This window comes from Sphingomonas alpina, assembly GCF_014490665.1.
Classification (GTDB): domain Bacteria; phylum Pseudomonadota; class Alphaproteobacteria; order Sphingomonadales; family Sphingomonadaceae; genus Sphingomonas; species Sphingomonas alpina.
The window spans coordinates 3572264-3599036 of sequence record NZ_CP061038.1 but is presented as its reverse complement, the minus strand read 5'-3'; the positions used below and the strand labels follow the sequence as shown (position 1 = coordinate 3599036).

27 protein-coding genes are annotated in these 26773 nt (G+C 65.7%); 16 read left to right on the top strand and 11 right to left on the bottom strand.

The features are described 5' to 3' along the window. Positions 1-345: 345 nt before the first annotated feature. Positions 346-1344 carry an inorganic phosphate transporter gene (locus tag H3Z74_RS16845; protein ID WP_187760731.1) on the bottom strand — a complete coding sequence of 333 codons (999 nt, stop codon included), beginning with the start codon at positions 1342-1344 and terminating at the stop codon, positions 346-348. Between the two features lie 144 nt (positions 1345-1488). Beyond that, entirely contained in the window at positions 1489-2607 is a 1119-nt protein-coding gene (locus tag H3Z74_RS16840; protein ID WP_187764376.1) for a DUF47 family protein, read from the bottom strand. A 269-nt stretch (positions 2608-2876) separates the two neighbouring features. On the opposite strand from H3Z74_RS16840, the gene H3Z74_RS16835 reads away from it, so the two are divergent. Continuing rightward, complete coding sequence (locus H3Z74_RS16835; protein WP_187764375.1) at positions 2877-4202, top strand: L-serine ammonia-lyase; 1326 nt, start codon at positions 2877-2879, stop codon at positions 4200-4202. Between the two features lie 109 nt (positions 4203-4311). Here H3Z74_RS16835 and H3Z74_RS16830 read toward each other — a convergent pair whose 3' ends face one another. Continuing rightward, on the bottom strand, positions 4312-4773 hold the full coding sequence (locus H3Z74_RS16830; protein ID WP_187760730.1) for an SRPBCC family protein: 462 nt from the start codon (positions 4771-4773) through the stop codon (positions 4312-4314). 216 nt (positions 4774-4989) lie between these two features. Here H3Z74_RS16830 and H3Z74_RS16825 point away from each other — a divergent pair, with 216 nt between their 5' ends. Next, positions 4990-5418 (top strand): Rrf2 family transcriptional regulator, encoded by a 429-nt coding sequence (locus H3Z74_RS16825; RefSeq protein WP_459440452.1) that lies wholly within the window; start codon positions 4990-4992, stop codon positions 5416-5418. 178 nt (positions 5419-5596) lie between these two features. On the opposite strand, the gene H3Z74_RS16820 is transcribed toward H3Z74_RS16825, so the two are convergent. Then, a complete protein-coding gene (locus tag H3Z74_RS16820; RefSeq protein ID WP_187760728.1) occupies positions 5597-6016 on the bottom strand; it encodes a MerR family DNA-binding protein in 420 nt (139 codons plus the stop codon). A 68-nt stretch (positions 6017-6084) separates the two neighbouring features. Between H3Z74_RS16820 and H3Z74_RS16815 the strand changes: the two genes are divergently transcribed. Then, complete coding sequence (locus H3Z74_RS16815) at positions 6085-6849, top strand: glutaredoxin family protein (protein WP_229726637.1); 765 nt, start codon at positions 6085-6087, stop codon at positions 6847-6849. A gap of 60 nt (positions 6850-6909) precedes the next feature. Here the strand turns inward: H3Z74_RS16815 and H3Z74_RS16810 are convergent, their stop codons facing one another. Continuing rightward, positions 6910-7701, bottom strand: coding sequence for an SDR family NAD(P)-dependent oxidoreductase (locus H3Z74_RS16810; protein WP_187760727.1), 792 nt, complete (start codon positions 7699-7701; stop codon positions 6910-6912). A gap of 225 nt (positions 7702-7926) precedes the next feature. Between H3Z74_RS16810 and bla the strand changes: the two genes are divergently transcribed. Further along, positions 7927-8832 carry a subclass B3 metallo-beta-lactamase gene (bla, locus tag H3Z74_RS16805; RefSeq protein ID WP_187760726.1) on the top strand — a complete coding sequence of 302 codons (906 nt, stop codon included), beginning with the start codon at positions 7927-7929 and terminating at the stop codon, positions 8830-8832. Between the two features lie 125 nt (positions 8833-8957). Here bla and H3Z74_RS16800 read toward each other — a convergent pair whose 3' ends face one another. Both H3Z74_RS16800 and gstA read right to left on the bottom strand, forming a co-directional pair. Beyond that, the gene (locus H3Z74_RS16800; RefSeq protein WP_187760725.1) at positions 8958-9287 is read right to left on the bottom strand and encodes a DMT family transporter; all 330 of its coding nucleotides are present in this window, start codon (positions 9285-9287) and stop codon (positions 8958-8960) included. Between the two features lie 4 nt (positions 9288-9291). Then, entirely contained in the window at positions 9292-9918 is a 627-nt protein-coding gene (gstA, locus tag H3Z74_RS16795; RefSeq protein WP_187760724.1) for a glutathione transferase GstA, read from the bottom strand. A 131-nt stretch (positions 9919-10049) separates the two neighbouring features. Here gstA and H3Z74_RS16790 point away from each other — a divergent pair, with 131 nt between their 5' ends. The 5 genes from H3Z74_RS16790 (at position 10050) to H3Z74_RS16770 (ending at position 15792) form a co-directional block, all read left to right on the top strand. Continuing rightward, complete coding sequence (locus H3Z74_RS16790) at positions 10050-10955, top strand: LysR family transcriptional regulator (RefSeq protein WP_187760723.1); 906 nt, start codon at positions 10050-10052, stop codon at positions 10953-10955. 221 nt (positions 10956-11176) lie between these two features. Continuing rightward, entirely contained in the window at positions 11177-12145 is a 969-nt protein-coding gene (locus H3Z74_RS16785) for a ferritin-like domain-containing protein (protein ID WP_187760722.1), read from the top strand. A gap of 48 nt (positions 12146-12193) precedes the next feature. Further along, positions 12194-13204, top strand: coding sequence for a ferritin-like domain-containing protein (locus H3Z74_RS16780; RefSeq protein WP_187760721.1), 1011 nt, complete (start codon positions 12194-12196; stop codon positions 13202-13204). A gap of 404 nt (positions 13205-13608) precedes the next feature. Further along, complete coding sequence (locus H3Z74_RS16775) at positions 13609-15441, top strand: ABC transporter ATP-binding protein (protein WP_187760720.1); 1833 nt, start codon at positions 13609-13611, stop codon at positions 15439-15441. A 102-nt stretch (positions 15442-15543) separates the two neighbouring features. Further along, the gene (locus H3Z74_RS16770; protein WP_187760719.1) at positions 15544-15792 is read left to right on the top strand and encodes a hypothetical protein; all 249 of its coding nucleotides are present in this window, start codon (positions 15544-15546) and stop codon (positions 15790-15792) included. On the opposite strand, the gene H3Z74_RS16765 is transcribed toward H3Z74_RS16770, so the two are convergent. Further along, positions 15789-17279 (bottom strand): FAD-dependent oxidoreductase, encoded by a 1491-nt coding sequence (locus H3Z74_RS16765; protein WP_187760718.1) that lies wholly within the window; start codon positions 17277-17279, stop codon positions 15789-15791. The two genes, H3Z74_RS16770 and H3Z74_RS16765, sit on opposite strands and share 4 nt — an antisense overlap. 62 nt (positions 17280-17341) lie before the next feature. Between H3Z74_RS16765 and H3Z74_RS16760 the strand changes: the two genes are divergently transcribed. From H3Z74_RS16760 to H3Z74_RS16750, 3 genes are all read left to right on the top strand, one after another. Then, the gene (locus H3Z74_RS16760; RefSeq protein WP_229726636.1) at positions 17342-17818 is read left to right on the top strand and encodes a MarR family winged helix-turn-helix transcriptional regulator; all 477 of its coding nucleotides are present in this window, start codon (positions 17342-17344) and stop codon (positions 17816-17818) included. Between the two features lie 123 nt (positions 17819-17941). Beyond that, a complete protein-coding gene (locus tag H3Z74_RS16755; protein ID WP_187760716.1) occupies positions 17942-18589 on the top strand; it encodes a hypothetical protein in 648 nt (215 codons plus the stop codon). Between the two features lie 53 nt (positions 18590-18642). Next, positions 18643-21453 carry an ATP-binding protein gene (locus H3Z74_RS16750; protein ID WP_187760715.1) on the top strand — a complete coding sequence of 937 codons (2811 nt, stop codon included), beginning with the start codon at positions 18643-18645 and terminating at the stop codon, positions 21451-21453. An 18-nt stretch (positions 21454-21471) separates the two neighbouring features. On the opposite strand, the gene H3Z74_RS16745 is transcribed toward H3Z74_RS16750, so the two are convergent. From H3Z74_RS16745 to H3Z74_RS16735, 3 genes are all read right to left on the bottom strand, one after another. Then, positions 21472-22020, bottom strand: a complete 549-nt coding sequence (locus H3Z74_RS16745) for a hypothetical protein (RefSeq protein WP_187760714.1) — start codon at positions 22018-22020, stop codon at positions 21472-21474. Between the two features lie 152 nt (positions 22021-22172). After that, positions 22173-23393 (bottom strand): NAD(P)/FAD-dependent oxidoreductase, encoded by a 1221-nt coding sequence (locus H3Z74_RS16740; protein WP_187760713.1) that lies wholly within the window; start codon positions 23391-23393, stop codon positions 22173-22175. Between the two features lie 88 nt (positions 23394-23481). After that, positions 23482-23838: a hypothetical protein gene (locus tag H3Z74_RS16735; protein WP_187760712.1), complete on the bottom strand. Its 357-nt coding sequence runs from the start codon at positions 23836-23838 to the stop codon at positions 23482-23484. Between the two features lie 264 nt (positions 23839-24102). Here H3Z74_RS16735 and H3Z74_RS16730 point away from each other — a divergent pair, with 264 nt between their 5' ends. Genes H3Z74_RS16730 through H3Z74_RS16715 form a run of 4 tightly spaced genes read left to right on the top strand, consistent with a single transcriptional unit; the run spans position 24103 to position 26759 of the window. Next, the gene (locus tag H3Z74_RS16730) at positions 24103-24453 is read left to right on the top strand and encodes a hypothetical protein (protein WP_187760711.1); all 351 of its coding nucleotides are present in this window, start codon (positions 24103-24105) and stop codon (positions 24451-24453) included. After that, positions 24450-24902 (top strand): hypothetical protein, encoded by a 453-nt coding sequence (locus H3Z74_RS16725; protein WP_187760710.1) that lies wholly within the window; start codon positions 24450-24452, stop codon positions 24900-24902. Before H3Z74_RS16730 ends, H3Z74_RS16725 begins: the two co-directional genes overlap by 4 nt. A gap of 46 nt (positions 24903-24948) precedes the next feature. Continuing rightward, positions 24949-25230 carry a hypothetical protein gene (locus tag H3Z74_RS16720; RefSeq protein ID WP_187760709.1) on the top strand — a complete coding sequence of 94 codons (282 nt, stop codon included), beginning with the start codon at positions 24949-24951 and terminating at the stop codon, positions 25228-25230. After that, positions 25227-26759 (top strand): terminase, encoded by a 1533-nt coding sequence (locus tag H3Z74_RS16715; protein ID WP_187760708.1) that lies wholly within the window; start codon positions 25227-25229, stop codon positions 26757-26759. The genes H3Z74_RS16720 and H3Z74_RS16715 overlap by 4 nt, the downstream gene beginning before the upstream one ends. The last annotated feature ends 14 nt before the right edge of the window (positions 26760-26773 follow it).

The window sequence follows — 26773 nt, the reverse complement described above, 5'->3', positions numbered from 1 at the left end:
CCCATTCCACCCCTGTTATCCATAACAGGGGTGGAAAGCGCAATAACAGGGGTGAGCCCACCGCTGTTATTGCCGAAGCAGCGGTCGCAAACGCCGAATATTGTCCAGTCATGTCAAAGAGCGGGGCTCGACGCCGGTTGGCATTCCGTCCGCCGCCACGCTGTCATGACTCGCCGCAAGGTTGAATCGGTCGCGGTGCGCGCGGCGGCCTGAGGGAATCCCTTCGCCCGTTCGTGCTGAGCTTGTCGAAGCATCGCCCTTCCTTCCGCGTCAGAGAAGGAAGAACGACCCTTCGACAGGCTCAGGGCGAACGGAAGGAAGTGAATCGACTCAGTTCGGGATCGCCTAGACGAACAGCCCGGCCACAAGATACGTCCCCGCACCGACCAAAGCAGCGGCCGGAAGCGTAACGGTCCAGGCGACAATGATGTTGGTCGCGACGTTCCAGCGCACCGCCGAAAGCCGCCGCGCCGCGCCGACGCCGACGATCGCGCCGGTGATGGTGTGAGTCGAGGAGACCGGGATGCCCCAGAAATTCGCCGCGAACAGCGTGATCGCGCCGCCGGTTTCCGCGCAGAAGCCCTGGGCCGGGGTCAGCCGGGTGATCTTCGACCCCATGGTGTGGACGATGCGCCAGCCACCCGACAGTGTACCGAGCGCCATCGCCGCCTGGCAGGTCAGCACGACCCAGAAGGGGATATGGAACCCGCCGTGGAGAAGCCCCTGCGAATAGAGCAGCACGGCGATGATCCCCATCGTCTTCTGCGCGTCATTGCCGCCATGGCCGAGCGAATAGAGCGCGGCCGAGATCAGCTGCAGCTTGCGGAAGCGCTTGTCGACGCCGAGCGGGGTCAGTCTCAAGCTGGTCCAGGCGACCAGCAGCACCAGCACCAGCGCGAGGCCCAGCCCGATCGCGGGCGAGAGGAAGATCGCGGCGACGGTCTTGATCACCCCGCTCCACACGATCGCGCCAAAGCCGATCTTGGCGATGCCCGCGCCGAGCAGCCCGCCGATCAGTGCATGGCTGCTGCTTGAAGGGATGCCGAGAATCCAGGTCGTGACGTTCCAGAAGATTGCACCGACCAAAGCGGCGAAGATCACTTGCGGGTCGATCACCTGCGCCTGGACGATGCCGGTGCCGATGGTCTGCGCGACGTGTAGCCCGAACACGGCAAAGGCGATGAAGTTGAAGAACGCCGCCCACAGCACCGCATATTGCGGCTTCAGCACGCGCGTGGAGACGACCGTCGCGATCGAATTCGCCGCATCGTGCAGGCCGTTCAGGAAATCGAACAGCAGCGCAATGCCGATCAGCCCGATCAGCAGGGGAAGCGAAAGAGTCACGCGGTGATTGCCGCGTTTATTTGAAAATGCGCGAAAGAGCGCATTTTTGCGGTGCCAGCCCGCTCCCCCACCCGGCCACCCATCCAGGATACGCTGTGGGAGGCCGGGTGGGGGAGCGGGCTGGCACCGCTTTCAAGCAAAGCCCTACGCATGGTCGATCACGAGACCCTGGATCTCATTGGCGACATCCTCGAACCGGTCGACGATCTTTTCCAGGCTGGAATAGATTTCGCGCCCGGCGATGAACGCCATCGGATCGCCGCCATTCTGCGACGCCTTGAACAAGGCCTGCACCCCGGTATCGTGGATGTCGTCGGCATGCCCCTCGAGCTGGATCAGACGTGAGGTCAATTCGTGGAGCCGCCCGCCATTGCTGGCGACCGAGCGCAGTAGTGGGATCGCCTCGGCGGTCACGCGTGCCGCCTCGACGATGATGCCGGCCATGTCGCGCATCTGCGCGGTGAAGTCAGTCACTTCATAGAGCTGGATCGCCTTGGCGGTGCCGTTCATCTGGTCGATCGCATCGTCCATCACCCCGATCAGGTCGGTGATCGCGCTGCGGTCGAACGGCGTCACGAACACGCGGCGCACGTCCTGCAGCACGTCGCGGGTGATGTCGTCGGCCTCATGTTCGCGACGGATGATCTCCGCCACCTGATCGGCGATCGAGCCTTCGCCGTGAAGCAGTTTGGCCAGCGCGTCGGCCCCGGCGACCAGGGTCGCGGCATGCGCCTCGAACAATTCGAAGAAGCGGCCCTGCTTCGGCATCAGCGACTGGAACCAGCCCAGCATCGGTACTCTCCTTCTTGCGCCCGTGCGGACGACGGGCAGCATGCGTTCGGCAAAGGATGCCGGAATAGGGGGTTCGCGGAAAGCGGCGATGATCGCCTTCAATCCGGGTTCGTCGACCGCCGCGGCGGCCTTGTCCAGCGGGAACCAGCGCGTGTCGCGCTGATCCTGTTCGGGCCAGTCGCCGGCTTGCTCGACAAAGGCGAGCGGAAAGACAGTGACGGTCATGTCGCGCGAACGGCCGGCACGGCGGTGCTTGCGATAGATGAAGTCGCCGACCGGGGTGGGACAGGGATAGCCGCGGATTCCGGCTTCCTCATAGGCCTCCTGCGCAGCCGCCTCGTGTGGCGCCATGCCCTTGATGGGATTGCCCTTGGGGATGACCCAGCGCCGTGTCTCGCGTGAGGTGATCAGCATGATCTCGGCGGCGCCCGATGCGTCGATTCTGTAGGGGAGTGCGCCGATCTGCCGGATGATCTGGGTCCTTGGGTGTTGCCGAATGCCCGGTCCGGAAAGGACCGCGGGGCGTCTCTATGGCGGGATTGATGCGGAACGGCAATTGCGGCGGGCGAGCGTTGCGGCGCGCGAGCGGGGCTCGTAAAGGACCGGGGTGACAGCCGGCGCTTGAGCGGCGTCGCCCCGGAAGGATCATCGTGACCATTGAATTGACCGCGCGCGCCATCGTGGACCCCGCCGCGTCCCAGACCGCAAGGGGACCGGACCGGCCGATCAGCGTGGCGGACATGTTCACCGTCGGGATCGGTCCGTCCAGTTCGCACACCGTCGGCCCGATGCGCGCCGCGCTAGCCTTTGCGCGCGAGGCGGCTGCGTTCGACGTGCAGCGCGTGCTGGTCGAGATCTATGGCTCGCTCGCACTGACCGGCAAGGGCCACGCGACCGACAATGCGTTGATCCTGGGTCTGGCCGGCCATGATCCGGGGACGATCGATCCCGATGCCGTCACCAGCGAAGTGGCGCGGATCCGCGCGACCGGGCGCATGGCACTGGCGGGTGAGCGCGAGATCGGCTTCGATGAAGCGAGCGACCTGCTGTTCAAGATGGGCGAGTTCCTGCCGCGCCATCCCAATGCGCTGCGCTTCCGCGCGCGTTGCGCCGACGGGGTCGAATTCAGCCAGACCTATTATTCGGTCGGCGGCGGGGTGATCGTGCTGGAGGATGCAGCGCCTGCCTTGCTCAACATCGCCATTCCCTATGGCTTCGGGTCGGCGGCCGAATTGCTCGCGATCGGGCGTGAGCGCAGCATGTCGATCGCCGAGATCGTCATCGCCAATGAGGTCGCGTGGCGATCGCCCGAAGAACTGGACGGGTTTCTCGACACGGTGCGCGCAGCGATGGCAGCGTCGATCGATCGCGGCAGCATGCAGGAAGGCATCCTCCCCGGCGGGCTGAAAGTGAAGCGTCGTGCCGCCGGCGTGTATCAGCGGCTGGTGGCGCAATTGCCGCGCGTCCATCCGTCAATGGTATTCGACTGGGTGAGCCTGTGGGCGCTGGCGGTGAACGAGGAGAATGCCGCCGGCGGTCGCGTGGTGACCGCGCCGACCAATGGCGCGGCGGGCGTGATCCCGGCAGTGCTGCGTTACTATCAGCGCTTCACCGATGCGCCGACCGTCGCCGGCGAGCGCATCCTGCTGATCACCGCTGCGGCGATCGGAATGCTGTACAAGAAGCGCGCCTCGATCTCCGCGGCCGAGATGGGCTGCCAGGGAGAGGTCGGCGTCGCCTGTTCGATGGCGGCGGCGGGGCTTGCCGCGGCGCTGGGCGGGACCAACGAACAGGTCGAAAATGCCGCCGAGATCGGCATGGAGCATAATCTCGGCCTGACCTGCGATCCGATCGGCGGGCTGGTGCAGATTCCATGTATCGAGCGCAATGCGATGGGCGCGATCAAGGCGATCAACGCCGCACATCTCGCGCTGCAGGGCGACGGCACGCATATCGTGTCGCTCGACGCGGTGATCGAGACGATGCGCCAGACCGGCGAGGACATGCGTACCAAGTACAAGGAAACGAGCCTGGGTGGGCTGGCAGTGAACGTGGTGGAGTGTTGAGGGCGGATAAATCACCCCCCGCCGTTCGCCCTTAGTTTGACGTGGGAAAAAGAAAGACGGTGCTTCGGCAAGCTCGGCACGAACGGGTTCAGGGGTGGTTTCGGCCCGCCTAAATTCGCTCTGGTTTTTTGGCGGCGGCCTCGTCGAATGTCAGCTTCATCACGCGCAGTCCTTCGCCGACCATCGCGCCGATCTGGTCGCGCGCCGCGTCGGGCAGCAGGTCGGCGATCCACATCACGCGGCTGCCGCCATCGCCATCGGCAAAGACCTGGCACGAGGCATTGTAATGAGTGAGCGGCCCGCCGGTCGCGCTCCACACCAGCCGCCGGGCCTGATCGTCGCGGTCGATGATCGGCTCGACCGCTTCCATGCCATTGCCGAAGCGCACCGTCCGGCTCACCCCGGCGATCGAGGCGTCGGCATCCGGGATCGGAGCACCATTGCGCTCGAGCCGCGTCGCGACGACGAAGCCCGGCACGAGCCGCGTGTGCAACGCGCCGACATCGCGGATCGCGTCCCATGCCAGTTCCGGCGCCAGTGCCGTCCTGATTTCGCCGGTCACCGAAGCCATGTGCGTCTCCCTTTCTTTTCGTCCACGCTGTCCACCGAGCCGGGGCATGGCGCCGCATCGTGTGCCGACGGTGCGATGTCGGCGATGGTTGTGCGAGCGGCGTGCCGCCAAGCGGTCGGAATTTCAGGCCGATCGTCCATCGCTCGGCGCCGCGCTTGCGTTGGCGCCGGGAACAGGGGAGATGGGCGTGTGAGACAGGACAGCCGCTTATCCCGCATGCTCCATGTGCTGCTGCACATGGCGCGGCACGACGGGCCGATGACGTCGGAGACGATCGCGCAGATGCTCGGCACCAATCCGGTGGTGGTGCGCCGGACCATGGCCGGCCTGCGCGAGGCGGGCTATGTCCACTCGGTCAAGGGGCATGGCGGTGGCTGGACGCTGGCGAGCGACCTGAGCGACGTGTCGCTGCTCGACATCCACCGCGCGGTCGGCGGGCCGAGGATCTTCGCGATCGGCAATGAGAGTGACAATCCGGAATGTGCCGTGGAGCAGTCGGTCAACCGTGCGCTGGACGATGCGCTGCGCGAGGCGGAGTCGCTGCTGACCGCGCGGCTGGCGGCGGTCACGCTGGCCGAACTGGCGGAGGATTTCGACGCGCTGTGCCGGTCGCGGGGTGCGGGTGTGATGGGGACTAAGGGTTAATCGGCATTCGCCGGATGTAGATGCGCGAGGCACGTTCGACATCAGGTCATGATTCACCACGGGTCTATGCCTTCGATCGAGGCGCTTGTGTCCCCGCGAAGGCGGGGACCCAGTCTGGGCTCCCGCCTTCGCGGGAGCACAAGTTAAGCAGCGAGCACTGTCGGAAAAGCGGCGCCCTTCAGTGCCGGTCGAAGGCGGTGATGATCGGGCAGGGCGCCGGGTTGGTCTCGGCCGCCGCCGTACCGCATTGCCGGGCGAGCCGGGCGAGCGCGGTGCGCGCCTCCTGCATCTCGGCGATCCGCGCATCGAGCGCGGCAATGCGTTCCTCCGCCAGCGCGCGCGCCGCATCATGGTCGTGGCGCGCATCGAGCGCGAGCAATTGCCCGATCTGGTCGAGCGTGAAGCCGGCGCGCTGACCGGCGCGGATGAAGCGCAGCCGGTCGGCATGGCCGGCATCGTACCGCCTCATGCCGCCGCTCAGGCCATTGCCGCCGCTGCGTTCGGGCAAGTCGATCAGGCCGAGCCGCTGATAATAGCGGATCGTTTCGACTCCGACGCCGCCGCTGCGCGCCAGCCCCGAAATGGTCATCGGTTTCATCGCTTGACTCCGGACTATGGTACGGACCCCATTTGGGGCGGGTTCGACCATAAACAAGGAAATGCGTCATGCCCGCGCGCCCGATCGCGACTGCCACCCCGACGGCTACTCTCTATCGCATGATGATGCCCGATCATGTCTGTCCCTATGGCCTGAAGGCGCAGCATCTGCTGCGCAGCAAGGGATATGCGGTGGACGATCGCTGGCTGACCAGCCGCGCCGAAATCGACGCGTTCAAGGCGCAGCAGGGCGTCGAGACGACCCCGCAGACGTTTATCGATGGGCAGCGGATCGGCGGCTATGACGATCTGCGCCGTCATCTCGGGCTGCGCGTGCGCGATCCGAAAGCGCTGACCTATACCCCGGTCGTCGCGGTGTTCGCGATCACCGCGCTGATGGCGCTCGCCACCAGCCAGGCGGTATCCGGCACGCCGTTCACGGTGCAGGCGGTGCAATGGTTCATCGCCTTCAGCATGTGTGTGCTGGCGATGCTCAAGCTGCGCGATCTCGACAGTTTCTCGTCGATGTTCCTCGGGTATGACCTGCTCGCGCAGCGCTGGGTGCCCTATGCGCGGGTCTATCCCTTTGCCGAAGGGCTGGCGGGGGTATTGATGATCGCCGGGACTCTGCGCTGGCTGTCGATCCCGGTCGCGCTGTTCATCGGTACGATCGGCGCGGTGTCGGTGTTCAAGGCGGTCTATATCGAGCGGCGCACGCTGAAATGCGCCTGTGTCGGTGGCGACAGCAATGTGCCGCTCGGCTTCATCTCGCTGACCGAGAATGTGCTGATGGTCGCGATGGCGCTGTGGATGCTGGCCAGGCCGGCAATGTGACGCGATGAATGTGCCTCATGACGGGCGGGGAGGCCGCAACGGCTTCCCCGCCCTTGTGCGTCAGGCGATGGTGTTGACCAGGCCGCCCTCGGCGCGCAGCGCGGCACCGTTGGTGGCGGAAGCGCGCGGGCTGGCGACATAAGCGACCAGATCGGCGATCTCCTTGGCCTCGATCATGCGCTGGATGATCGACGAGGCGCGCGCGGTGGCGAAGAATTCCGCCTCGATCTCGGCGATCGGCAGGCTCGGGTCGCTCGCCTGGCTGCGCAGGAAATCCTCGATCCCAGCCGAGCGGGTCGGCCCCGGCATCACCGAATTGACCGTGACGTTGGTGCCGCGGGTCAATTGTGCGAGGCCGCGAGCGATCGATAGCTGGGCGGTCTTGCTGGTGCCGTAATGGATCATGTCGTGCGGCACGGCGAGGCCGGATTCGCTGGAGATGAAGATGATCCGGCCCCAGTTGCGATCGAGCATCCCGGGCAGATAGTTGCGCGACAGGCGCACGCCGCTCATCACATTGACGTCGAACATGTTGGCCCAGTCGGCGTCGCTGATTTCGCCGAACGGCTTGCTTTCATAGATGCCGAGATTGTTGATCAGGATATCGACCTGCGGAAGCTCGCGTGCGAGCTGTGCTGCTCCCTCGGGGGTGGCGACATCGGCGGCGATACCGGTCACCGGCGTGCCGCCGGAGCTGGCGAGGTCGGCGATCGCTTCGTCGAGCTTGGCCTGGGTGCGGCCGGTGATGGTGACGCGCGCACCCTCCAGCGAGAGCGAGCGGGCGATTTCGAGCCCGATGCCGCCGGTGCCGCCGGTGACGATGGCGGTCTTGTCGGTAAGGTGGAGATCCATGATGTGCCTCTTTGCTGAACTGAAGGGCGGATATGGAGCGCGGGGGGCGGTGCCGCTATGCGCCGCCGCCGCTCAGCTGTTGTGAGCGCAGCGCATCAATCGCGCCAGCCTGTTGCCGTGACTCCACTCTGCGCATGAATCCATTTCATGGCTCGGCCGAGAGAAGATGCTTTGAGCGCCGGGCGCTTTCCGATCAGTCTTGCGCCAGAGGATCGGGAGATGACGATGAAACGGATAATGATCGGTGCGGCACTGTTGGCGTTGATGACCGGCCGCGGCAGCGCGGAGGCCCCGAAGGATGATCCGCTGACTCGACCGATCGCGCCGGGCTATGCCGATCGCTGGCTCAAGCCGCAGCCGCCGATGCGGGTGTATGGCAATAGCTATCTGGTCGGCTTCACCGAGCTGAATGTTGCGCTGATCCGCACCAAGGCCGGGCTGATCCTGATCGATGCCGGCGTGCCGCAGGGCGTCGCGACGGTCGAGGCGAATATCCGCCGGCTCGGCTTCGATGTCCGTCAGATCAAATATATTCTCAGCACGGAACCGCATTACGACCATGGCGGCGGCTTTGCCGCGCTGGTGCGCGACAGCGGTGCGACGGTGCTTGCAGGCCGGGATGGGGCGGCCTCGCTGCGTCTTGGTCGCGCCCTGCCCGAGGATCCGCAGGCGGCACATCTCGACACTTTCCCCGCGGTGCCGAAGGTACGCGCGGTCGCCGATGGCGAGACGATCCGGCTTGGCGATGTCGTGATCACCGCCCGCGCTACGCCGGGGCACACGTCGGGCAGCATGAGCTGGACGTGGAAATCGTGTGAAAAGGGCAAGTGCATCGACATGGTGTTCGCCTCGAGCCTCAACCCGGTCTCCGCCGATGGCTATCGCTTCACCGATCCGGCGCATGCCGGAATCGTGGCATCGTACCGTCGCAGCTTCGCGGCGATGTCGGCGCTGCCCTGCGACCTGTTGCTCACGGCGCATCCCGACCAGTCGGGCGGGGACGAGAAGTTCGCAAAGTTCAGCGCCGGCACCAGGCCCAACCCGTTCCTCGATCCCGGTGCCTGCCGGGCCTATGCGGCGAAATTCTCCGCCGCGCTCGATGCGCGGCTGGCGAAGGAAGGCGCGCGATAAGGTATTTCATCCCCCGTTCGTGTTGAGCCTGTCGCGGCACCGCTCTTCCTGCCCCGAAAGAAGCGCAGGGCTGCGACAGGCTCAGCCCGAACGGAGAGGGGAGGCGCTTCAAACCGAGGGACTGTTCACGCCGGCGCGAGCTTGAGCAGCGCGATGCCGGCAAGGACGAGCAGGATGCCGCCGAAGCGCCACAGGCTCATGCTCTCGCCGAACAGCCAGATGCCGAGCAACGCAGTGCCGGCGGCGCCGATGCCGGTCCACACCGCATAGGCGGTACCGACCGGCAGTACCGCCAATGCGCGGCCGAGCAGATAGACAAAGGCGGCGAGCAACAGCAGCGAGACGAGGCTCCAGCCGAGCCGGCTATAGCCCTGAGCATATTTCATCGACACCGCCCAGGCGACGTCTAGCAGCCCGGCCGCGACCAGCAGGGTCCAAGCTATGCCCTGGCTCATGACCTTACGCCGCCGCCTTCATGCCTTCGGCACGCATCGCTGCGCGCACCTGAGGCCGTGCCCCGACCCGGTCGAGAAAATCGCGCAACTGCGGGAAGGGGGCCAGGTCGACCTTGGCGAAGGCCGACCAGCCGACAATGGTGAAGAGATAGGCGTCGGCGGCGGAGAAGGCTTCGCCGAGCAGATATGGCCCGGATGTCGCGAGATGGCGGTCGACATAGGCGAGACGCTCGGCGATCTTGCCGCGTGCGACCTCCTGCGCCTGCGCGCCATATTCCGGGTGGAACAGCCACGGGCTGTACATCTTGTGCAGCTCGGTCGCGATGAAGTTGAGCCAGGACTGGAGGCGATAGCGTTCCGCTGTACCGGCGGGCGGGGCGAGGCGGGCGCCGGGGGCGAGGTCGGCGAGATACTGGACCATCGCCGCTCCTTCGGTGAGCAGCGAGCCGTCATCGAGTTCAAGCGCCGGGACATAGCCATTGGCGTGGCGTGCAGTGAAATCGGCGCCGGTCTCGGTGCGGTGCGGGGTGGCACGGATGTCGACGCGCTCCAGTTCGAGTGCGATGCCGGCTTCTAGCGCGACGATGTGTGGCGAGAGCGAGCAGGTGCCGGTAGCGTAATAAAGCTTCATGATCGGATCCTTGGCTGGGCGAGGGGATCGCCGTCCGGATCGATCTGGTGTTTGTGAGATCGCAATGCACGTTGGGATAATGCCAGCCAGTCTTGCATGACTGCAAGCTGTGTCGATGCTATATTTGCGGCATGAAGGACTGGAACGATCTGCAGCTGGTGCTGGCGGTACGGCGTGCCGGTGGGCTGACCGCCGCGGCGAAATTGCTCGGTATCGATCATTCGACCGCCTTTCGCCGGCTCAATGCGATCGAGGCGCGGCTTGGCGCGCGCGTGTTCGAGCGGCTGCCGGGCGGCGACTATCGCCCGACTCAGGCGGGCGAACGCATGGCGGCGGCGGCGGAGCGCATGGAGGATGAGGCGCTGGCGCTCGACCGCGATATTGCCGGGCGCGACCACCGGCTGACCGGGCGGCTGCGCGTCACATCGTCGGAGACGCTCGCCTATAGCCGGCTGACCGATCATCTCGCCGCGTTCCGCCGCCGGCATCCGGGGATCATGGTCGAACTGGCGATCGACAATCGCGTGCTGAGCCTGTCGCGGCGCGAGGCCGATATCGCGCTGCGCCCGATCCGTCCGAAAGAAGCCGATCTGTGGGGGCGCAAGCTCGCCGGGGTGGCTTGGAGCCTGTACGCTGCGCCCGCCTATCTCGCGGCCAGCGCGCCGGTTACAGGCGGCGACGGGCTGGGGCACCACGCACTGATCGGCTGGGAGGAGACGGCAGCGGGGATCATGGCGGCCGACTGGCTCGCGCGCCAAGTGCCGGCCGAGGCGTTCGCCTATCGCACCAACAGTCTGGTCAATCAGCTGATCGCGGCGAAGGCCGGCATGGGGGTCGCGCTGCTGCCCTGTTATCTCGGTGACCGCGACGGCGACGTGGTGCGCGCAATGGCCGCGCCGATCGCCGAGCTGGCGGGCGAGCTGTGGATCGTCACTCATGCCGACCTGAAGGCGACTGCGCGAGTGCGGGCGTTTTTCGACCTGGTCGGCGATGCGCTGGTCGGCGACCGCGACCTGTTCGAGGGGCGAATGCAATGAGCCCGACGAAAGCTCGATCAAAGCCATGCATCTATGCGGCGGGTTCGCCCGTACCTGCTTTCCAGAAGCGGTTCTCGATGGCAGCAGGCCCGGCGCGCATGGTTCGTGAAGAGCCTCTCCGCGCTCTTTCGGAATCAAAAATAAATGAATCTTTTCAATGACTTGAAACTAATCTGAAGACGGTTAGTTTGCGCTGGACGTGACCCAAGGGAGGTTCAGCAATGACCATCGACCAGGAACAATTGATCGACGTCCTCGATCGGCGTGTCGAACGTCGCAATGAGCGGCGCGATTTCTTCAAGGCGGCATTCGGGGCGGCAGCGGTGGCCGGCGCTGGCGTGACCGCGCTTTCCTTTGCCGGCACCGCCGGGGCGCAGAGTGCGCCGAGTGATGCCGATGTGCTGAACTTCGCGCTCAACCTCGAATATCTCGAGGCGCAATTCTATCAGGTGGCGGTGTTCGGCACTGGACTGCCCGCCGGGCAATTGACCGGCACCGGCACACAGGGCGCGGTGACTGGCGGTCGCAAGGTGACCTTCACCGACCCGGTGGTGGCGCAATATGCCAAGGAGATCGCGCAGGACGAAGTGGCGCATGTCGCGTTTCTGCGCACCCAGCTCGGTACCGTGGCCGTCGCGCAGCCGGCCATCGATATCGGCGTCACGCCGACCAGTGCGTTCAGCAATGCCGCGCGTGCCGCTGGGTTGATCGGCGCGGGCGCGGCGTTCGACGTCTATGCCAATGACGAGAATTTCCTGCTCGGTGCGTTCATCTTCGAAGATGTCGGCGTCACCGCCTACAAGGGTGCAGCGCCGCTGCTGACCAACAAGACCTATCTGGAGGCGGCGGCCGGCATCCTGGCGGTCGAGGCCTATCATGCCGGGCTGGTTCGCACCGTGCTCTATGCCAAGGGGCTGGCTATACCGTCGCTGCGTACCTCGGCCGACGCGATTTCGGGTGCGCGTGACAGCCTGGATGGCTCGAGCGATCTCGATCAGGGGATCACCGGCACCGGGACAGGCACGGGTACGACGTCGAACATCGTGCCGCTCGACAGTGACGGGATCGCATTCAGCCGGACGACCGGACAGGTGCTCAACATCGTGTACCTGACCAACTCGGCGGCCGGCATGGGCGGGTTTTTCCCCGCCGGCGTCAACGGCGCGATCAAGACCAGCGCCGCCAACTGAGCCAACCGATCCTCCGCCAGATCGTCACCCATTCAGGGGAGATTTCCGATGCACGATACCGACACGCTTCTCCAGGTTCTCGAGATATCCGATCGTCGCCGCGCCGAGCGCCGCGACTTCATGCGCACCGCGGCCAAGGTTTCGATCGCGGCAGGCGGTCTGTCGCTGCTCGCCGCGTGCGGCGACAATGACCGATCGCTCGGGCCGTCGCCAACCCCGACGCCGTCCCCAACACCAACCCCAACGCCCACCCCGGCGGTGAGCGATGCCGATGTGCTGAACTTCGCACTCAACCTCGAATATCTCGAGGCGCAATTCTATTCCTTCGCAGCGTTCGGTGCGGGGCTGCCCGCATCGATGCTGACCGGCACGGGCACGCAAGGTGCGGTCATCGGCGGCCGCGCGGTCAACTTCATCGATCCGGTGGTGCGCGCCTATGCCCGCGAGATCGCGTTCGACGAACTGGCTCATGTCAATTTCCTGCGTACCCAGCTCGGCGCATCGGCGGTCGCGCAACCGGCGATCAATATATCGGGCGATGCGAGCGGGTCTTTCACCGCCGCCGCGCGCGCCGCCGGAGTGGTGCCGGCGACCGGAATCTTCGACCCCTATTCGAGCGACGAGTTCTTCCTGCTCGGCGCGTTCATCTTCGAAGATGTCGGAGTGACCGCGTACAAGGGCGCATCGGTGCTGTTGACCAACAAGACCTATCTCGAGGCGGCCGCGGGGATCCTTGCAGCGGAAGCCTATCACGCCGGCCTGGTGCGCACGGTGCTGTACGCCAAGGGTGTGTCGACTGCGTCGTTGCGCACCGCCGCGGGGCAGATTTCCGACGCGCGCGACAGCCTGGATGGGGCGAGCGACTTCGACCAGGGCATCCTCGCGACCGATCTCAGCATGTCGAACATCGTCCCCACCGACGGCAATGGCATCGCGTACAGCCGCACGACGGGACAGGTGCTCAACATCGTCTATCTCAACAAGGCGGCGACGGTCGGTGGCGGGTTCTTCCCCAATGGCGTCAACGGCGCGATCCGGACCAGCGCTGCCAGCGGCTGAGTTCGGCCCGGCGCGCATATTCTCCTGCGTGCTCCCGGAACTCCGCCGGTGTTTTTGCCGGTGCCAAGTCGAGTCCATCGCTTCCCTGGCATAGGCCAGGGAAGCGATTTTCGTGCCTGCGGAAGAGCAAGCATCAAGGATGAGCAGGCGAGTCACTTCTTCCGGCGCCCACCGCGATGTTGCCGATCGCGCGTTTAGCTGGTAAGGGCGCGGTGTTCCGGCTTCGAGATAAAGGAGGGCCAGTGATGATGACATCGACCGTTGCATGCCCGCCTTTCGCCGCCATGGGCCTCGGCAAACACCGCCATTAGGTCCTGAGGCCGCCCTGAAGGGGCGCCTTCTCCGCGACATCTCTCGACATTGCTATAAGGAGCCGGTGCGCGTGCGCACCGCGTCATAAATCCATGACTCATGTTCGCAAGAAGAGCCGCGCCGGCGTGATCGGTGCCGTGCTCGCCTTCACCTTCGCGCATTGGGCGCGGCAGCGCGGCCGGGCGCTGTTCATCGGTCTCGCCATTTCGGCGGCGACGGTGACCGAAATCTTCGTGCCGGTCGCCGCCGGCAAGCTGGTCGATGCGCTTGCCGCCGACACGCGCGATACCGCGTTGTGGCTGTTCGCGGTGATGGCTGCGCTCGGCCTGGCCATGCTCGTACTGCGCCATTTCGCGTGGATGACTGTCGTGCCGTTCACGCTGCGGTTGATGGGCGACGTCGCCGAGGATGCTTTCGCGCGGGTGCAGCGCTTCTCGTCCGACTGGCACGCCAATGGCTTTGCCGGATCGACCGTGCGGAAAATTTCACGCGGCATGTGGGCGCTCGATACGCTTGACGATGTGCTGCTGCTCGCACTGCTGCCCTGCTTCGTGGTGCTGACCGGTACGATGGTGCTGCTCGGCTGGCACTGGCCGTTGCTTGGGCTGGTGATGGGTCTCGGCGCAGTGGTCTATATCGCGCTGACGCTTGCGCTCTCGACCAAATGGGTCGCGCCGGCCGCGTCGTTGTCAAATGGCTGGGACACGCGGATCGGCGGGCTGCTGTCCGATGCGGTCGGCGGCAATGCGGTGGTGAAGTCGTTCGGTGCGGAAGCGCGCGAGGAAGCGCGGCTGGCGCGGGTGGTCGTCAAATGGCGCCGCCGCACCACCCGTACCTGGGTGCGCAGTACCTGGTCGGGCACGATGCAGATCGGCTTGTTGTGGATCGTGCGTACGGTCCTGGTCGGCAGCGCGCTATGGCTCTGGTCGCAGGGGCAGGCGACACCGGGCGACATCACTTATGTGCTGACCAGCTATTTCATCCTGCACGGCTATCTCGTCGATATCGGGCATTATGTGCATCAGTTGCAGCGTGCGGTGAACGAGCTGGAGGAACTGGTCGATCTGCATGGCGAGCCGCTCGGCATCGAAGATGCGCCGGGTGCGAAGCCCGTGGTGATCGCGGCGGGCGAAATCCGCTTTGACCATGTCACCTTCCGTTATGGCGGGCATGAAACGCCGCTGTACGACGATCTGTCGGTGACGATCCGCGCCGGCGAGCGGGTCGGGCTGGTCGGGCATTCGGGCTCGGGCAAGACGAGCTTCGTCAAGCTGATCCAGCGGCTGCACGACGTGACCGATGGCCGGGTGCTGATCGACGGGCAGGATGTGCGTGACGTGACGCAGCGGTCGCTGCGCGCGCGGATCGCGATCGTGCAGCAGGAGCCGATCCTGTTCCACCGCAGCCTGGCAGAGAATATCGCCTATGCCCGGCCCGACGCGACTCTGGCCGAGATCGAGCATGCCGCGCAGCTGGCCAATGCCGATGCGTTCATCGCCCGGTTGCCGCGCGGCTATGCGACTTTGGTCGGCGAACGCGGCGTGAAGCTGTCGGGCGGCGAGCGGCAGCGCGTGGCGCTGGCGCGCGCTTTCCTCGCCGACGCGCCGATCCTGATTCTCGATGAGGCGACCTCAAGTCTGGATTCGGAATCGGAAAGCCTGATCCAGCAGGCGATGGACCGGTTGATGACCGGGCGTACCGCGATCGTCATCGCCCATCGCCTGTCGACGGTGCGCACGCTCGACCGCATCCTGGTGTTCGACCAGGGGCGGGTCGTCGAGGATGGCAATCATGAGGCGCTGCTGGCCAATCCGGACGGCATCTATCGCCGGTTGTTCGATCGGCAATCGGGCCTGATCGGCGACGTGGCGGACAAGGATGCGGACGACGACGCGGCTGGCGAGCCGCTGTTCATCGACGCGTAACGACGTGATCCTCCTCTCCGGCTTCGGGCCCGGCATGGGGAGGAGGATCATTGCCGTCATTCATGCTATGATGCGGGCCTCGCTCGACCCTGGAGTCTTGTCATGCGCGGTGCCGGCGTCCTGGCGCTTTTGCTCGCCCTGTGGGGCCTGGGCTATGGCTGGTTCGCGCTCGGCTGGGATGCGGGAACCGGCCGCGCCTTTGCCGACCATGTCCTGATCGGCGCGTCCGTGCTGCTGGGCATCCTGTCCTCCTGGATCATCGTGCGGCGGCGGTCGGGCAAGGCCGTCCCCGTGCTGGCCGGGGTGCTCGCCGCACTGGTCCTGTTCGTGCTGCTCTTCGCGCAGCCCTAAAGGCCCACCGCCCGGAAATAGGTTTCCAGCGCACCGATCTCCCCGGACGAGACGATCGCCCCGATATAACCATCGGGACGGACCAGCACCCAATCTCCCGCCGCCAGCGCATAGGCATCTCGCAGATGGCCGCCATCGTCGATGATGTCGCCATGCGGGCCGAGGATATGGATGTGCAGGCCGGCGCGCGGCGGCACGAGCGTGCGATCGGCCTGATGACCGATCAGCGTCCAGTGCGTGCCGCGAAACAGCTCGAACAGCCGCACCGGATGCCCTGCCGCCCCGCGCATCGGCGCATCGGGTGCGCGATCACCGGCAAGCAGGCGGCCGCCGCGTGCCGGCTCTTCCAGCGCAAGCGACGAATCGGGATAGCCGAGGTCGAGCTGCTGCACATCGCGGCCGCGCCGGATGTCGCCCCGCTTGGCGGCGTCGAGCAGCCTGGTGGAAAGGCCGAGCATGCCCGCCGCGATCGGCCGGCGTTCCTCCTCATATGTATCGAGAAGCGCGTCGGGCGCGCCCGCGAAGACCGCCGCCAGCTTCCAGCCGAGATTATAGGCGTCCTGGATGCTGGTATTGAGTCCCTGGCCGCCAGTCGGCGGATGCGTATGCGCGGCGTCGCCGGCCAGGAACACAGGGCCGACCCGGTAGCGATCGGCGAGCCGCGCACTCATCCCATAAGCCGATGCCCAGGATACCGAATGAACCCGGATATCGTCGCGGCCGGTGCGGTGCGCGACCATCGCGGACAACCCCGCCGCGGAGAGGTCGGGGTCGCCATCGAGCGGGATCGGCGCCTGGATCTGGAACAGGTCGGTTCCGGCCAGCGGGCAGATCGCGATCTGCCGTTCCATCGATCCTTCGCCGAAACGGTGCCACGCGTCCCGGTCCAGGCCGGTCAGCGCGACATCGGCGGCGACCGCGCGGACGCCCAGCGTCTTGCCCGGGAAGCCGATATCGAGCACATGGCGCACGGCGCTGCGCCCGCCATCCGTGCCGATCAGATAGCGTGCGCGAACCGTCTCCTCACCGTTCGGACCGTGCACGCGCGCGGTTACGCCGGTGTCGTCCTGCTCGAAGCCGAGCAGCTCGCAGCCGAATTCCGGCCAGTGGCCGAGTTCGGCAAGCCGATCGCGCATCACGCCTTCGGTCAGGAATTGCGGTACCAGCAACGGGCCCTGCCAGGGTTCGGCGGGCGACGCAGCATGCGGTTCGAAGATGTGCGAGTCGGCATGGCTGCCGTCGGCGCGATATTCGCGTTGCGGCGGATAAGGGCCGCCGGTCGCGAACATCCGGTCGACGATACCGAGATCCTCGAAAATTTCCTGGGTGCGCGGCTGGACGCCCTTGCCGCGCGAGCCCGGAAAAGGGGCATCGATCTTGTCGATCAGGCGAAAGGGAATGCCGCGGCGAGCCAGCTCGATCGCCAGCGTCAGGCCAGCCGCACCGGCGCCGCAGATCAATATCCCGGGCGAGATTTCTTTTGTCATCACTGACTCCTTGGGTGTAATATGCACATATTGGGGGAGTCGGTATGGCGTCAAGAAAAAACGTGCATTATACACATAATTCAGGCCGTATCAGGGTGCTGCACGGGGCGCTGATCGATATCGTCAGCGCCATGAACCGCCCGCAGCGCGACGAGCAGATGGTGCGCGAAGCGGGCATTTCGCTGGACCGCGCGCTGTTTCCGCTGCTGGTCGGAATCGAGCGGCTCGGTCCGATCGGGGTGGTCGATCTCGCCGACCGGGTGGGGCGCGATTACACAACGGTCAGCCGGCAGGTCGCTAAACTGGAAAGCCTTGGCCTGGTCGCGCGCGAGGCCAGCGCTGCCGACCGCCGCGTGCGGGAGGCGGTGGTGACGTCGAAGGGCAAGGCGATGACCGATGCCGTGGACCTGGCGCGAGAACGCATCGGCGCTCAGATTTTTGCAAGCTGGGAAGACCATGATGTCGAGAAACTGGTTCGGCTGATGCGCAAATTCGCCGACGCGGTGAATGATGTTCCCAGCGAACCGGCAGCGACATAAGGCCGGTAATTCGAAAAATCGGGCCAGATAGGAGAGATTTTCTTCTGTGCATCGATCTTATACTTGCTACACCGCAATAGCCGGAGGCACCTGCGTCCGAACAATAGAGCGCATTGGGGGACGATGGGCGGTATCGCGCGGACGGCTTTGGGGTTGGGCACGGCTGTCACTGCGTTCGTGATCAGTACAGCCTGCGGCTCACCCGAGGGAATGAGTACCGCACTGGCGTCGCTGGCTGGCTCGTTTGCGGGCAATGTCAGCGCGGGCCTGTTCGGCAAGATCGTCGATGATAGCCTGGACTCGGTTGCAGGCCAGCTGGCACGAGCCGGCGACAGCCACCTGCCGATCAATCATGATGTCGCGCGGGCGCTGCGTCGGTCCCATATGGACGCTTTGAAATTCGTCACCGATCGCTATCGCGAGCATTTGCCGCCCTATGGACCGGTGGACGCCGCGATCGCCGGACATTTCCTACGGGCGGTCTACGATTGGTGCGAACGAGAGCGTGACCGGGCCGACAATTCCGGGTTCATCGTCGACACGGAGATTGCGGCGGAGCGCGAAAGGCTGCGGTCTTTTCTCGATCAGGGCGATCCCGGAGATCAAGATATTCGCGGACGTGTCGTTGAGGATGCGCTCGACGAACTGACCGGGGTTCTGACTCAGGCCGGCGTCGAGATTCCACTCGAATTCCTGCCCTGGTTTTCGGGGGGGCGGATTTCGGGACCGGCTGGCTGGCGGCCGCCCATGCCTATTTTGCCTATCGAGTAAAATCGAGCGAGCCGCTGAGGACGGCGGTGTTTCTAGATCGCTTCGCTACCGTATTGGGAAACAAGGCAGAGGCGGAGCGCAAGCTCGAGGCGATATTGGGTGCCATCTCCAGCGTGGAGGAGGGGCTGCTGACGCGGTTCGATGCTATTTCGAGCCAGATCGAGCGGCTAAGTCAGCAAGCGGTGCTGAAGCAGGACCTAGTCGATGCCACCGAGCGGTTACTGAATGCCTGGTTTTCGGGCCGTTTTATCGCGCTGCTTGGACGTCAACTCACGTCCGAATTCCTCGCCCGGCCGCGCTGGACGCAGACCAGCAGCCAAGTGCGTGACATTATCGGCCTGTCGAGCCGGGTGCGGGAATCCGTTACGCTGTCTGCCGGTCTTGATGCGTTCGTCGATGATCGGCCCTTCGGCCTGTCGGTCGTTTATGGCGCCGAACCCGAGGTGAGAGCGGGAGCGATCGCTGCCTGGATCGCGCGCCGCAAGGAGCGCGGCGATGCTGTGGCACGGCATTTCGCGGCATCGGATTTCGATCGCACTCTCTCCCCAGTGGCGGCCATCGGCCATCTGATGGCGCAGGTGGAAAGCCTTTGCGATCAGCCGGCATCCTTTCCGGTTGAAGACCTGGATGCGATGTCGCAAGAGCTTCATGCGCTGCTTCGGCCGCCGCCTGACGGCGACAAGCTGATCATCGTCGTCGATGGAGTCGATGCACTGATCGGCGAACTGCCCAGCTTCGTCGAATCGCGATTGGACGCCGGGGTGTTCGTCATTCTCGGCCTGCGCGGTGAGAATCCGGCGCTGTTGCGATCCTGGTCCCGGCGCGTGGCGAGCGGATTGCCGGCCAGTGTCTTCGTGCAGGATGCTCAAGGCGGCATCTCGCCCGGACCCTCACTGCTCGCGCCGCCCGCCGTACGCGCCGATGATGGTAGCGCGGCGACCGTCGCACGCGCGGTTCTGGAGCCCAGCCCGGAAATCTTCCAGCCGCCGGTATTCGCCGACCATGTCCGTCTGGATCGCGATCAGCAGGCTTTGTCGCGACTCCTGACCCAGCACGGCATCGTCTCGGTCGAAGGGTTGAGTGGTTCGGGCAAGACTTATCTGGTTGCGGGCGTGTTGAAGGATATTCCCGCGCCACTGCGCGGACGGAAGACATTCTGGTATGACCCGCCCGACGGCGTTACGCTGGACGGCCTGGTCCTTGCCATGGGGCTGGTGATCGATCCAGCGATGTCGGTGTCCGCCAAGGCGCGCTCGCTCGTCGCGCATCTCGAGCGTCATGAATTCATCCTGGTGATTGATGATTATCAGCGCGTGGATCCGGATTCGTTCGGCTACCTTGTGCGCGCTGCGCTGGCATCCAAAATGCCTTCGCTGATTGTCACGATCAGTCAGATCTATGTCGAATCGCCCAGGTTCGACGTGGACGTGATGCGATATGTTCCGCTCGGATTCGACGCGTCGGCGGCTGGCGGGCTGATTGGCAGTCGGGCCGGAATGAAGCTCGATCCGCGCCGCCTGACTGAACTGATCCGCATCACTGGGGGATTGCCGCTGGCCATCACGCTGTTCGCGACGCTGCTCGATCTGGGCCATACGCCCGACCGGCTGCTGGGCGGCGATGCGCTACGCAGCGAGCGGATCGAACGCTGGCTGGCAGAACTATTATCGTTCATTTCGCCGGAGGACCGCCGCTTGCTGGAGGGCTTGAGTCTGATCGAAGGCCCATTCGGCAAGAGCCTTTCAACTGCGGTTGCGCGGACGCTGCGTTGCGATCGGCACGAAACCAGCCTGGCCGCACTGACGCGCCGGCATCTGTTGCGAAAACACGGTGCGACCCGATGGAGCGTGCATCGGATTCTTGCCGCGCGGTGCGAGATGGATCTCGATCAGCTTCAGCGGTTGCAAATTCGGCGCGGCATTGCGCGTCATTTTGCCGTCGTTCCGAAAGCGCAGGGCTCGTTCGCCGGCCATCGCATCAGGATACAAAACCTGATCGCTGCCAGCCGGTATTTCGGCATGGCGGGGGATTTCGCCCCGGCCAGGCAGATGCTTAGCGAAATGGCCAAGGACGCGAAACTGCTGGGCGAACATCAACTGCTGATTCGTGTGATGACCCCGCTGGCGCATGCGCCGGGGCATGCGGACGACTGGTTTGCCTATCATTTCGCACACAGCCTGCTGGCCTGTGGACACCGCGACGAAGCGCGGCGTGAACTGGAGCGTGCGCTGTCGCCGATTACTGACGCGATGACGCGGCCGGTCGTGTCGATGTGGCGATTGCTGGCGGAGGTTTATCTCGAAACCGGGCAATTCGATGCGGCCCTCGGGGCGCTCAAGCCGCTCGATGCGATCCTCTCTGCCCCGGCGCCAGACGATGTCACGCATCGCCAGATCCTTGGCGTGAAGCTGCGGCTTTGCCTGGGGTTGAGCGATATCGGCGGCGCGGAGCAAGCGCTCGGTACGTTGCTGCGCCTCCCGCTAGGCCGGGCCAGTGTCTTGGCACAGGGCATTCTGTCGATGCAGATTAGCCTGGTCGAGACCGCCAAGGGCAATCGCGCGGCGGCTCTCAGCAACGCCCGGCATGCGTTCGCGGGGCTGAAGGAGGCGGGCGATGCGCGCGGCATCATCTGGAGTGGGCTTCACCTCGGTTTGTGCCTAATCGAAGATGGCAGCCCTGACGAAGGGGGACGTCTGATCGTCGAGATGGTGCGATCGAGCGCGCAACACCGGTTATGGGCCCACGATACCGAAGACGCCATCATTCGCGCCATGCCCCATATACGATCGAAGCGCGACAAGGCGTTTCTCAACGACCAGTTGGAAGGACATGCCGGCGAGCGCCGTGTTGTGCGGGAATCCTGAGGTGCTTGTCGCCCGATCCTAGCGATCGGCCCTGACCAGTTCGAGGTCGAACCCGCCTTCTTCTTTTACCGCGCCGCGCACCTGTTCGAGCAGGGTCGCGCGGTCGGCGAAGAAGCAGCTCGCGCCCGTTTGCGGATCGCGGGTGACATGGCCGCCGCTGCGTTCCGCCGCATCCTTCGCATCGCCGGCGCAACGCGGAGAGGAAACGCGCCAGGTGCCGCTGCGCGTGTCGAGCAGGATGAAGCCGGCATTGGCGGCCGGACCGGCGGAAGCTTCCTGCAATTGCACCAGGAAGCGGTCCGGTTGCGCGGCATCGATCGGCACGAAGATCGCGCGCCATGGGACATCGGGGCCGGTGATGCGCACGCTGTTGTCGGCCTGGCGGGTAAGAGTCAGCATGTCGCCGCTGTCTGGCGGGCCGCCCGGTTCGACGAGGCGGTAGCGGCCATCGGGAATCGCCGCCACGCCATCCGACGCGGTGAACCATGCGGGCCCCGACCAGCAGCCGGACAGGAGCAGTGCAGCGAATGCCGCGACGAGCCGCGAAGCGCTGCGCCACAATGTCATATCGTCTTCTTCCCTTATCGACGGCCGGACGGTGTCGCGCCGGATGGCCTGAGATAGCGCATCATTGCACGGCACGCATGGCCGTTCCGGTCGCCGCGCACGAGTCGGCGGATCTATCGACCGGTTCGCGGTGCGGACTGGCCGCGATGCGATCAGCCGAAGCGATAGGGGTCGAAACACGCAGCGTCGGGATCGGGCGTGCCGGACAGTGCGGCGACGATCAGCTCGGTGCCGAGGCTTGCGAAGCTGACGCCGTTGCCGCCGAACCCGGCGGCGAGCCATAGCCGATCGTGATGCGCCGCGCGGCCGATTGCCGGCAGGCCGTCGGGCGAGGCGCCGAATGCCGCCGCCCAGGCGCAATCGACCGATATGTCGGCGACGTCGATCATCGTCGCGAGCTTTGCCGCGATCGTGCCGCTCTTCGTGCCGATCCGCGCGTCGCGCTGCCGGGCATCGGCGAAATCCTCATCTTCGCCGCCGGCGATGATCCGGCCGTCCGCCGTCGCGCGGGTATAGAGATAGGGCGAAGAGGCTTCCCAGATCATCGCATTGTCGCGCCACAGCGGCGCGGTGCCCGGCGCGGTGGCGATGGCATAGCTGGCGCCGATCGTGAACGCGTCGGGGAGGAACCAGGTCGCGCGTTCATAGCCCGAGGCGATGATCACGTCGCGCGCGCGCAGCGACCGGCCATCGGCAAGGTGCAGCGCCAGCGCATCGTCGCCGGGCTCGATCCGTATCACATCGACGGGGAAACAGGCCCGCGCCCCGGCGCGGCGCGCGAGACCGAGCAGGCCGAGCGTCAGGCGTACCGGGTCGACCTCGAAACAGCCTTCCGACAACAAAGCCGCGCGCGGGGCGATCCCGAATCGCGCGGCGACCGCGTCAGCGTCGAGCCAGGTGGAGGGCAGGCCGGCGCGGCGGCGCATCTCACCTTCCGCGGCGAGCGCGGCATCATCGAGCAGGGTGCCGGCGAGATAGAGTTCGGGCCGGTCGATCCGTCCGCACTCGATGCCGCTCGCGTCGATATGCTCGGCGAGCCGCCGCACCGTGGCGAAGACTCGCGTCCAGCGCCGCGCCGCCTCCTCTTCGCCGATCCGCGCGGCGAGATGAGTCAGCGGCACATCCGCCCCCCACATCACCAATGCGGTCGAGGCGGCCGTGCTGCCATGTGCTGGTGGCCGACGGTCGAGCAGCACCACTTGCCGCCCTGCCGCCGTGAGCCGGTCGGCAAGCATCGCTCCCATCACGCCCGCACCAATGATCGCGATCTCCGCCTCCCCATCGGGAAGGGAATCCGGTGTGGTGGTATTATCGTCGGCGGCGATCCAGCAGGGTCGGCCGCCGCGCAGATCGCGGTGTTCGGTCAGTTCCATCGCTCGTTCCTGACGCGAAGCCCCGATACAGGGTGCGTGCTTTCGGGAGGGAGAACGCCTCGCGGCCCGGACGTGTCCCGCCGCCGGGTCAGTCCTGCTCGCCGCAATAGTCGCGCCATGCCATTGCCACCGTCCCGGCATCCTCGGCCAGCGCGTCGCGGCGGTCATGTTTCTCGTCCGACCAGCTCCATGGCGCAAATCCTTCGGCCACCAGTTGCGCGTCGATCCAGGCGTCGCGTTGTTCGGTGAGCAGCTCCCACAGCGATGCCGCGGCGCCGCCATTGGCCCGGACTGTCCAGACGGTGCGCATCGGTCCGCTGAAATCATTCTCGTACACGCCGGTGACCGTGCCGATTTCGCCGCGCACGCCGTCCAGCCCGGCCGCCGGGTCGCTATGGCAATGCGTGGCGATGCGATCGTGGAGCGCATTCAGATCCCGCAGCATCGCGAACATCGCAGTGATGCGCGGGGCCGCCGCCCAATGGTGCGCTGGCGCGTGCGCGTCGGGGTAGGGATCGGGGCAGGGGACCGGTCGGGGGGCGACCTGCGGGACGGCGTGAAGAAGGGCTCCCGCGATGATCGCGGCGGGCCGGGGTGTCTGTTGAGCGAATGTCTGCAATCGCGCCTCCATAGGAAATTTCCTATACTGTTCTTGCAATGTAGGAAAGGAAATAAGAGAACAAAAGGGGAATATTGGAGTCGAATCACGATGAATCACACCATCATGTCGCCCCCGGACGGCGACGCCGACCGGTCCGTCCGCCCTAGGGTCGTTTCCCGCAGCAGTGAATCGGCCGCGACGCGCGGCGCGGCGCCGTTCTCCGGCGAGGAAGAGGCCGAGGCCGTGCGGGCGCAGGCGCTGCGCTGCGCCGCCGCGCTGTCGTGCCGGCAGCTTCGTCGCGCGATCGAGCAACTGTTCGCGCGCACCGCGGCCGCGGCCGGCGTTTCAATCGAGAGCGCGCGGTTGGCGGCGCATTACAGCCCCGCACAATTGCGCCGCATGACGGGTGCGCGGCGGACGAATGGCTTGAAACCCACCCCGTCGGGAGCCGCATCATGAACGCTCCTCTCTCTTTGTGGGAACGCCGCGTCTTCGCGACGATCATCGCGGCGGCCGAGGCGGAGCGGCTCGCGCCGACCGCCGACGAATTGCAGGCGGCGTGCGGCTGCAATTCGGTCAGCACCACGGTCGATATCGTGCACCGGCTCGAGCGGCGCGGGCTGATCTGGGTCGAACGCTATCAGCGCTCCCGCCGCATGTTCGTTGTCTCAACCGGAAAGGCCACCGCACCCGTGTCCAACAAGACCCCGCATTGGCGTACCCTGTCGCGCCCCAAATCGGTCCCGGCGCTCGGCATCCAGCAGGTGCGCCAGCGTCAGCCCGACCTGGCGGTGGAGATCATCCGCGCCGCCCACCGCGAGGGCGTGCGGATCGACGATTTCATTGCCGAGCTGGTGTGGAGAGGGTGGCAGCAGCGGGTCGCTGCGGCTGCGGGCGGGGCCGGGTGAATCCGGCGCGCCATTTCCACCGTCCCACTTCTTTCAAGAGGCATATATGACCAGCAAACGCGCGCGTTCGCGCCGTACCACCGCCGATGGCCGGACCATCGCCGACATCGCGATCGGTCACACCGAAAAGGCGCTGGGAGCGCTGACCGCGATCATCGACAGGACCGAATCGTCCGATGCCGCTAAAGTGTCCGCCGCCACTGCGATCCTCGACCGCGCCTGGGGGCGCCCCGGGCAATTTCTGGACGAGCCGGACGGTGAGGAGGATGATCTCGCCACGCTCCTCGCCGCCGCGCGGCAGCGCGTGCTGCAGGGGCGCGAGCCATGATCGATGGGGAACGTGACCTGATCCGCGAAATGGCTCGGCTGACCCATAGCCCGCTCGGCCATGCGGAACTCGTCTATCCCTGGGGCCAGGGCGTGCTGAGCGGCGTCAGCGGCCCGCGAAAATGGCAGCGGGAGGTGCTGGAGGCGATCGGTGAGCATCTGACCGGTTCCGCGACACGCCACCGGCCATGCCGCATCGCGCGCGCCTCCGGCCATGGCATCGGCAAGTCCGCGCTGATCGCGATGGTGGTCAAATGGGCGCTCGACACATGCGTGGACACGCGCATCATCCTGACCGCCAATACGGAGAGCCAGCTGCTTACCAAGACCGGGCCGGAGATTGCCAAATGGGCCAATCTGTCGATCACCTCGGACTGGTTCACCGCCACCGCGACTGCGCTGTCCTCGACCAGGAAGGGGCATGAACGGTCATGGCGCGCCGACCTGGTCACCTGGTCGACCAGCAATACCGAGGCGTTCGCCGGGCTGCACAACATGGGCAAGCGCATCGTACTGGTCTTCGACGAGGCAAGCGGCATCAACGCGAAGGTGTGGGAAGTCGCGTTGGGCGCGCTGACCGATGCGGACACCGAGATCATCTTTCTGGCCTTCGGCAACCCGACACAGAGCACCGGCACCTTTCGTGGCCTGTTCGGCAAGCAGCGCGATCTGTGGAATACCGCGCAGATCGACAGCCGCACGGTAGAGGGCACCAACAAGGCCTATCTCGGCGAACTGGTCGCGACCTATGGCCTGGACAGCGACCTGGTGCGGGTGCGCGTGCTCGGGCAATTCCCCAGCGCCTCGTCGATGCAGTTCATCGAGCGCGCGGTGGTAAGCGCCGCGCGCACGCGTGAGCCCGCCCCGGCGCTGGGCACCGATCCGGTGATCTTCGGGGTCGATTGCGCGCGCTTCGGCGACGATCATTCGACGCTCGCGATCCGTTGCGGCCGCGATGCGCGCTCGCGGCCGTGGAAGCGCTGGCATCATATGGACAGCATGACGCTTGCCGGCGACATCGCGGTCGAGGCGGGCCGGTGGAAACCCGATGCGATCTTTGTCGATGCCGGCAATATCGGCGCGGCGGTGATCGATCGGCTGCGGCAATTGCTGCCCGATATCCTGGTCAGCGAGGTCTGGTTCGGCAGCACCCGCGTGCGCGAGGCGAACTGGAACGCCGGCGGATCCGGCGGCACCCGCATCCGCGTCGCCAACAAACGCGCCGAGATGTGGACCAATATGCGCCACTGGCTGGAAAGCGGCTGCATCCCCGACCACCAGGGCCTGGAGGACGACCTGACCGGCCCGGAATATGGCTTCGACGCGGAGCAGGCGGTGATGCTGGAAAAGAAGGACCATATGAAGGCGCGCGGGCTGGCGTCGCCCGATGATGGCGATGCGCTGGCGTGTACCTTTGCGGAGCCGGTGCAGCCGCGGGCGGTGCCGGGGTGGCTGGATCCCGAGCGTTATGGGCGGCAGCGCGGTGGGAGTGAAGAGGGGGGATTATATCGTGATCTGGGCAACGGGTGAAGGATATGCGCCTG

Excerpts from the sequence above, each read along its gene's own strand:
- H3Z74_RS16715 (WP_187760708.1), top strand. The coding sequence starts at position 25,227 with ATGATCGATGGGGAACGTGACCTGATCCGCGAAATGGCTCGGCTGACC.
- H3Z74_RS16820 (WP_187760728.1), bottom strand. The coding sequence starts at position 6,016 with ATGAAACCGATGACCATTTCGGGGCTGGCGCGCAGCGGCGGCGTCGGA.
- H3Z74_RS16835 (WP_187764375.1), top strand. The coding sequence starts at position 2,877 with ATGTTCACCGTCGGGATCGGTCCGTCCAGTTCGCACACCGTCGGCCCG.
- H3Z74_RS16725 (WP_187760710.1), top strand. The coding sequence starts at position 24,450 with ATGAACGCTCCTCTCTCTTTGTGGGAACGCCGCGTCTTCGCGACGATC.
- gstA (WP_187760724.1), bottom strand. The coding sequence starts at position 9,918 with ATGAAGCTTTATTACGCTACCGGCACCTGCTCGCTCTCGCCACACATC.
- H3Z74_RS16825 (WP_459440452.1), top strand. The coding sequence starts at position 4,990 with ATGCTCCATGTGCTGCTGCACATGGCGCGGCACGACGGGCCGATGACG.
- H3Z74_RS16735 (WP_187760712.1), bottom strand. The coding sequence starts at position 23,838 with ATGCTGCGGGATCTGAATGCGCTCCACGATCGCATCGCCACGCATTGC.
- H3Z74_RS16815 (WP_229726637.1), top strand. The coding sequence starts at position 6,085 with ATGCCCGCGCGCCCGATCGCGACTGCCACCCCGACGGCTACTCTCTAT.
- H3Z74_RS16790 (WP_187760723.1), top strand. The coding sequence starts at position 10,050 with ATGAAGGACTGGAACGATCTGCAGCTGGTGCTGGCGGTACGGCGTGCC.
- H3Z74_RS16810 (WP_187760727.1), bottom strand. The coding sequence starts at position 7,701 with ATGGATCTCCACCTTACCGACAAGACCGCCATCGTCACCGGCGGCACC.
- H3Z74_RS16775 (WP_187760720.1), top strand. The coding sequence starts at position 13,609 with ATGACTCATGTTCGCAAGAAGAGCCGCGCCGGCGTGATCGGTGCCGTG.
- H3Z74_RS16740 (WP_187760713.1), bottom strand. The coding sequence starts at position 23,393 with ATGGAACTGACCGAACACCGCGATCTGCGCGGCGGCCGACCCTGCTGG.
- H3Z74_RS16830 (WP_187760730.1), bottom strand. The coding sequence starts at position 4,773 with ATGGCTTCGGTGACCGGCGAAATCAGGACGGCACTGGCGCCGGAACTG.
- H3Z74_RS16800 (WP_187760725.1), bottom strand. The coding sequence starts at position 9,287 with ATGAGCCAGGGCATAGCTTGGACCCTGCTGGTCGCGGCCGGGCTGCTA.
- H3Z74_RS16785 (WP_187760722.1), top strand. The coding sequence starts at position 11,177 with ATGACCATCGACCAGGAACAATTGATCGACGTCCTCGATCGGCGTGTC.
- H3Z74_RS16770 (WP_187760719.1), top strand. The coding sequence starts at position 15,544 with ATGCGCGGTGCCGGCGTCCTGGCGCTTTTGCTCGCCCTGTGGGGCCTG.
- bla (WP_187760726.1), top strand. The coding sequence starts at position 7,927 with ATGAAACGGATAATGATCGGTGCGGCACTGTTGGCGTTGATGACCGGC.
- H3Z74_RS16755 (WP_187760716.1), top strand. The coding sequence starts at position 17,942 with ATGGGCGGTATCGCGCGGACGGCTTTGGGGTTGGGCACGGCTGTCACT.
- H3Z74_RS16720 (WP_187760709.1), top strand. The coding sequence starts at position 24,949 with ATGACCAGCAAACGCGCGCGTTCGCGCCGTACCACCGCCGATGGCCGG.
- H3Z74_RS16780 (WP_187760721.1), top strand. The coding sequence starts at position 12,194 with ATGCACGATACCGACACGCTTCTCCAGGTTCTCGAGATATCCGATCGT.
- H3Z74_RS16730 (WP_187760711.1), top strand. The coding sequence starts at position 24,103 with ATGAATCACACCATCATGTCGCCCCCGGACGGCGACGCCGACCGGTCC.
- H3Z74_RS16745 (WP_187760714.1), bottom strand. The coding sequence starts at position 22,020 with ATGACATTGTGGCGCAGCGCTTCGCGGCTCGTCGCGGCATTCGCTGCA.
- H3Z74_RS16765 (WP_187760718.1), bottom strand. The coding sequence starts at position 17,279 with ATGACAAAAGAAATCTCGCCCGGGATATTGATCTGCGGCGCCGGTGCG.